The organism is uncultured Gemmiger sp. (assembly GCA_944388105.1).
Classification (GTDB): Bacteria; Bacillota; Clostridia; order Oscillospirales; family Ruminococcaceae; genus Gemmiger.
The window spans coordinates 22,573-29,275 of record CALXHN010000019.1 but is presented as its reverse complement, the minus strand read 5'-3'; the positions used below and the strand labels follow the sequence as shown (position 1 = coordinate 29,275).

5 protein-coding genes are annotated in these 6,703 nt (G+C 54.2%); all 5 read left to right on the top strand.

What is annotated here, in order from left to right:
- Window positions 1-1,385 (top strand): replicative DNA helicase (gene dnaB, locus Q0K17_RS03970; RefSeq protein ID WP_294540180.1); only part of this gene is annotated, 1,385 nt, incomplete at its 5' end.
- The gene (tilS, locus tag Q0K17_RS03965) at window positions 1,372-2,775 is read left to right on the top strand and encodes a tRNA lysidine(34) synthetase TilS (RefSeq protein ID WP_294540178.1); all 1,404 of its coding nucleotides are present in this window, start codon (window positions 1,372-1,374) and stop codon (window positions 2,773-2,775) included. The genes dnaB and tilS, both read left to right, overlap by 14 nt.
- Window positions 2,776-2,787: 12 nt before the next feature.
- On the top strand, window positions 2,788-3,330 hold the full coding sequence (gene hpt / locus Q0K17_RS03960) for a hypoxanthine phosphoribosyltransferase (protein WP_294540186.1): 543 nt from the start codon (window positions 2,788-2,790) through the stop codon (window positions 3,328-3,330).
- A 110-nt stretch (window positions 3,331-3,440) separates the two neighbouring features.
- Entirely contained in the window at window positions 3,441-5,453 is a 2,013-nt protein-coding gene (gene ftsH / locus Q0K17_RS03955) for an ATP-dependent zinc metalloprotease FtsH (RefSeq protein WP_294540184.1), read from the top strand.
- Between the two features lie 21 nt (window positions 5,454-5,474).
- Window positions 5,475-6,536 carry a hypothetical protein gene (locus Q0K17_RS03950; protein WP_294540176.1) on the top strand — a complete coding sequence of 354 codons (1,062 nt, stop codon included), beginning with the start codon at window positions 5,475-5,477 and terminating at the stop codon, window positions 6,534-6,536.
- Window positions 6,537-6,703 lie beyond the last annotated feature (167 nt).

Below are 6,703 nucleotides of genomic sequence, written 5' to 3'. Positions count from 1 at the left end.
GTGAATTGAGTTTGTCCAGTCTGGGCATACAGATGCCCTATAACATGCAGGCCGAGCAGAGCGTTCTTGGCGCTGCGCTGATGGATGAGACCATTCTCAACCGACTGATTACGCAGCTGGAACCGGATATGTTTTATTCGGACCAGAACCGTGCCGTATATGAGCAGATGCGTGCGCTCTTCGCGGACAGCGAAGCGGTAGATGTCATCACGCTGGTGGACGCATTGGCGCAAAATCCTGCCTTCAAAGGGGCAGATGACGCTAAAATCTATATTGCTCATATTGCCGAGACGTTGCCGGCTATTTCCAACGTCGATTCTTATTTTAAGATCGTCAAGGAAAAATATCAGACCCGCCGACTCATTGAAGCGGCCCGCTCCACTTTGGAGCAAGCCGTCAATGAACCGGACGCAGATATGCTGCTGGAAAGTGCGGAGCAAAAACTGTATGATATCCGGGGTGGACAGGATAAATCCGGGGTGAAGACCATCCAGGATTCACTTCTGGAAGTTATCGATACCATGCAGAAACTCAGCGGTACTGACCGTGACAAGTTTGCAGGTATTCCTACAGGGTTCCACTATCTGGATAACGTGCTTACTGGTCTGGGACGTTCGGACCTGATCATTCTGGCAGCCCGCCCCGGCATGGGCAAAACAAGTTTTGCCTTGAATATTGCTACAAACGTGGCGCGGCAGCAAAAAGTTCCTACCATCATTTTCAGTTTGGAAATGACCTGCGAACAGCTCACAGACCGTATCCTGTCCAGTGTGGCGGGCATTGACAGTCAGGCTTTCCGGACCGGTCGCTTAAACAATTCGGACTGGAACGATTTTGCAACGGCTACTTCGCTGTTGTATAATGTGCCTATTTACATGGATGATTCCTCCGGTATTTCCGTGCCGGAATTGAAGGCGAAAATCCGCCAGATCAATCAGGACCCCAAAAGGGAAAAGATCGGACTGGTCATCATTGATTATCTGCAGCTGATGCAAAGCGCCAAGCGTACGGAAAGCCGTGTACAGGAAATCAGTGATATCACCCGAAACCTGAAGATCATGGCGAAGGAATTGAATGTGCCGGTCATTGCACTGTCTCAGCTGTCCCGTGCGGCGGAAAAAACCACCGGACGTTCAGACCACCGTCCGCAGCTGTCGGACCTGCGTGATTCCGGTTCTATCGAACAGGACGCTGACGTGGTACTTTTCCTGTATCGCGCCGCGTATTACAATCGGCAGAACGGCGAAGCCGAACAGGCCAATGAGAATGAAGCCGAATGCATCGTAGCCAAAAACCGCCACGGTGAAACCAGCATTGTTCGGCTTGGCTGGGACGGCGCACATACACGCTTCAGCAATTTGGATGAGATTCATGAACAGTATTGATGCTCAAAATGTCATTGACAAGACCGAACAGACCTTGCTTGCCTACTGTAAGCAGCAGGGTTTGTTCAAGTCTGGCGACAGGGTCATCGTGGCCTGCTCCGGTGGGGCGGACTCCATGGCCCTTTTGCTGTTTTTACTGCGGTGCCGTCGGGCTCTTTCCATTGAGGTCCTGGCCACTCATGTGAATCACGGCATCCGTGGTGCGGCGGCCGATGCAGATGAAAAATTTGTTTCCCGGTTCTGCGAAGATCGTTCCGTGGAATTGTTCCTTTACAGTGCAAAGCGCGCAGGGGTGCAGATTCCGGCGCATCCCAGTGAGGACTGGGCCCGTACATTGCGGTATACCTGGTTTGATGAACTGGCGGCGCGGGAAGAGGCACACATTGCGACCGCACATACCATGTCTGACCAGATGGAAACGATTTTGCTGCGTATGGCGCGCGGTACCGGCTTGCACGGCCTTGGCGGGATACAGCCGCACCGGGGTGTGTATGTGCGGCCGATGTTGTGCCTGACCCGTGGCGAAACGGAGGCATACTGTGCCGCTCTTGGGCAAAGCTATGTACAGGATGAAACCAACGCCCGGGACACCTATGCACGCAATCGGGTACGGCATGACGCAGTGCCGGCGCTTTTGTCGGTCAATCCTGCGGCGGAGCGCTGCATTGGCCGCCTGTGCCGCCAGATGCAGCAGCTGGATGCTTGGCTGTATGCGGAAGCCGCTGCTCTTTTGCAGGCGGCGGCTACATCCCGGGGATATGATCTGCAGATGCTGCGGGATGCGGAAGGCCCTGTGCTGGACGCTGCTTTGCACAGTCTGGTTTCTCCGGTACGGGATGCGGAAGAGAAATATGTCAGCCTGCTTCGTTTTCTGGTCATCAAGGGAGAGGGCGCTTTGCAGCTGACGCAGGATGTGACCTATAAGGTTCAGAAGGGACCGGAAGGAAAAGAGCTGGTGCGCATCTCTCCGTCCGGTACGGCGCCAGCACCGGCACCCGCCCAGCCGGCTCGGCCGGGGGTATACCACCTTCCGGGCGGCTATACCATCGCTTTGCGGGTAGAAAAGTATGAAGATTTTCTAAAAAATGCACCAATTTTCAAAAAAGACTTAAACTGTTGCGCGGATTATGCTAAAATAAGCAAGAGTATTATGCTGCGTACCCGACAGCCAGGGGATGATTATCGGCCCCGGGATCGTCATGTGCGCAAAACGCTGAAAAAATACTATAATGAGCTCGCCGTTCCTATGAACGAACGTCCTTTGCTGCCGTTGCTGGCAGATGGCAGTGAGGTGGTTTGGCTGTGGGGATCCGGCTTTGCCGAAGGCTTTGCTCCGGATCGTTTTACGCGGGAAGTGCTTGTTATCCGTACCGAAAAAACGGAGGTTTGATGTATGCAGTCTATGCACCAGGATATTGACCATATCCTTGTTTCGGAAGAACAGCTGCAGGCCAAAGTGGCTGAACTCGGCGCACAGATCAGTGCCGACTATGAAGGCCGAGACCTGCTTTTGGTCTCCATTCTCAAAGGGGCTGTGGTGTTTATGGCCGATCTGATGCGTGCGGTCACCATCCCCTGCGCCATTGATTTCATGGTGGTTTCCAGCTACGGCGGTGCCAATACCAGCTCCACCGGTCTTGTGAAGATCATCAAGGACCTGGATCAGGACTTATCCGGTAAGGACGTGCTGATTGTGGAGGATATTCTGGATACAGGCATCACTCTGTCTCATCTGATGCCCATGCTGCAGATGCGCAAGCCCAACAGCCTGCGTCTGTGCACGATCCTCAGCAAACCCAGCCGCCGCAAGGCCGATATTGAGCCGGATTACTGCGGTTTTGAGGTGCCCGATGAATTTGTGGTGGGCTATGGTTTGGATTACGACGAAAAATACCGCAACCTTCCGTATGTAGGGGTGCTTAAACCGGAAGTCTATTCCAAGTGATTTCCGGTCATTATCATGTGGAACGCCAGTATATGACGTATCCCGTATAAGGAGTTGATCTTTTGCAACATAAACCGCGCCTCAGCGGTATCATTATTACCGCTGTACTGTTGGTTCTGGTTCTGGTCATGGCGACGACCTACACATCCATGTCCAGCTCCTCCTCCAATACGATGAAGATGTCTGAGGTCATGAACTATTTCGCCGCCAATCAGGTGACGTATTTTGATCTTGACCTCAATACCGGTGTGATCGAGCTGAGTCTGAAAGAAGGACAATACGCCCTGCCCGAGCAAAGCGAAAGCCAGAAACAGGCCACTGGTCTGCTGGCAGAACTTTCCGGCAGTGAGGAGTATGGCCCTCAGAACGGCGGGGTGGTGAGCGTCACCTACAAACTGCCCTATACAGCCTACTTCCTTGAATATGTTCAGGATTATATTGACGCCTACAACGCCGCCAACCCGAATGCGCCCATGGTGTACGACATGGTGGGCCTCAAGACCAGCATTCCTTGGTTTGAGATCCTGCTGTATGCATTCATGATCGGCAGTGTTGTTCTGCTCTTCATGTCCATGTATCGCGGCGGCGCCGGCGGAGGCAGCATTATGAATGTGGGCCGCGCCAAGGTCAAGGACCAGCAGGAGGGACAGCGAAAAGCAACTTTTGCGGATGTGGCCGGTGCTGACGAGGAAAAGGCTGAGCTGCAGGAAGTGGTGGAATTCCTCAAGGCGCCCAACAAGTTCAACTCTCTCGGCGCCCGCATTCCTCACGGTGTTCTTCTGGTAGGCCCTCCGGGTACCGGTAAGACACTGCTGGCCCGCGCTTGTGCCGGTGAGGCCGGTGTCCCGTTTTATGCGATCTCCGGTTCCGACTTCGTGGAAATGTATGTCGGTGTGGGTGCGTCCCGTGTGCGGGATCTTTTCGAAAAAGCGAAAAAGACCATGCCTTCGATCATCTTTATTGATGAAATTGATGCTGTGGGCCGCCAGCGCGGCGCCGGTCTCGGTGGCGGACATGATGAACGGGAACAGACCCTGAACCAGCTGCTGGTAGAGATGGACGGCTTTGATGCAAACGATGGCGTCATCGTTATGGCCGCCACCAACCGTGCGGACATTCTGGATAAAGCCCTGCTGCGCCCCGGTCGTTTTGACCGCCAGGTCTATGTTGGTCTGCCGGATGTGAAGGGCCGTGAAGAAATTCTGCGGGTTCACACCAAAAACAAGCCTCTGGCTCCGGATGTGAGCCTCAAGACCATTGCCAAATCCACAGCCGGGTTCTCCGGTGCTGATCTGGAAAACCTGGTCAACGAAGCCGCTTTGCTGGCAGCCCGTAAAGGTAAAAAAGCGATTACCGAACCGGAAATTGAGGAGGCTTCCATCAAGGTGGTGGCTGGCCCTGAGAAGAAGAGCCGCGTGGTGACCGACAAGGAAAAGCGTCTTACTGCTTATCATGAAACCGGTCACGCGATCACCGGGTATTTCTGCAAGACCCATGATCCGGTGCATCAGATCAGCATTATCCCGCGCGGTGCAGCCGGTGGTTACACCATGTATCTGCCTGAGAAGGATCCCAGTTATGTGACCAAGACAGCCATGAGCGAAAGCATCGTCAGCCTGCTTGGTGGCCGTGTGGCAGAACAGCTGGTATTGGAAGACATTTCTACAGGTGCCTCCAATGACCTGCAGCGCGCCACGGACACCGCGCGCGCCATGGTTACCAGGTACGGGTTCTCGGAGCGGCTGGGACCGGTGGTTTACGGTACGGATCCCAGCGAGACCTTCCTGGGGCGTGATCTTGGTATGGGCAAAGGCTACAGCGAAAACATTGCCGCAGAGATCGACAATGAGATTCGTGATATTGTAGATGAAGCTTATGAGACGGCCCGTCGCATTCTGACCGAGCACATGGATGAGCTGCATAAGGTGGCAGCCGTTCTGATGGAACGGGAAAAGATCAGCGGCGAGGAGTTCAAGACCCTGATGGAAGGCGGACAGCTGCCTCCCTTTGATCTTGGCAAAACGGATGTCGCCTCTGTTCAGACCAACCCTGCCGCATCGCAGGCCGCGGAACCTGCGGTGCAGCCGCAGATGACGGACGCCCCCGAAGCGCCCCAAGAATGACAAGGTAAGGTGGATTGAATCATGGATCAGAATTTTTCTCTTATGGCACAGTCCCGCGCCAACTATTATACGGCGGGAAGCCCGGTTCAGTTTGTTCGTGTGGAACTGCTCAAGGGTGACGTGACCGGTGAGGTGGCCGTTTGCCTGACCTTCAAGAATGTAGGAACCGAGCCGCTGACCGGTTTGGTGGTCCACTTCAAATGCAAGGATGCTGCCGGCCAGATTCTGTGTGAAGATGATTTCTATTACGAGGATTTGAATGCACAGCCCGGAGACCTTTTCGGCAGTGACGATGCGGTCTTTGTGAGCGATACGCCGGTTTCCAGTGTGGAAACGGAACAGGATCGGGCCTTCCTGAATGGCCGCGGCGTGAATCTGCGGGATTATAAACGTGTTCGGCTGCCGCAGCCTCGTGTACTGCCCGGTTCCATTGCCAAGATCCTCCAGAACCGTACCGGTAATCCGCAGCTGACTTGTGTGCCTCAGGATACCGAATACGGTTGGTTCTGTGCCTGCGGCGCTTTTCATCCCAATGAAGAAAACGCCCAGGTTTGCAGTGAGTGCGGTGGTGACCGCGCCTACATCAAGGCAAGTCTGACTTCTATCCTGGAGGAAGCCCGCCGTGCGGCGGAGCAGCAACAGCAAGAATTGAATGCGGTGGCCAGTGCTGCCGCAGCGCCGCAGCCGCAGCAAAGCAGTGCGGCAGCTACCGCAGCTGCTGCACAAGCGGCTATCGCCAATGAGGAAGACGAGATCGAAGAGCCTACTGCGCAGTTTGATCCGTCCGCAGAAGCTACCAATGCCGAAATGGCTCGTGTTCGTCAATACGCTCCTAACGGGCGCCTGTTCGACGACGATGCGGAAGATGACGAAGATGAAGGAACCCGCATGTTCGATACCGATGATGAGGACGAATACGATGAGGAACCCAAGACTCGCCGCGGTCGCTATGTTGATGACGACGAAGAGACCGAAGACGATGCCATGGCGGAACGCATTATCCGCTGGGCGCCTCCCATCACCGCAGTTGTGTGCGCCTTGATTGTGGCAGTTTCTTTGATTTATTACTTTGTGATTGCCTGATCGCCTGCTTGGCATTCGAATTTCAATCCCCTGGCCCAATGGTCAGGGGATTTTTCTATGCCTTGAAATCTTTACATCTGAAAGCCAAAATGCTCTTGTATAAATGATGTACTACTGGTATAATACATACAAAGATGAGAAACAAGGCAAAGGGGGGAGCGCGATTG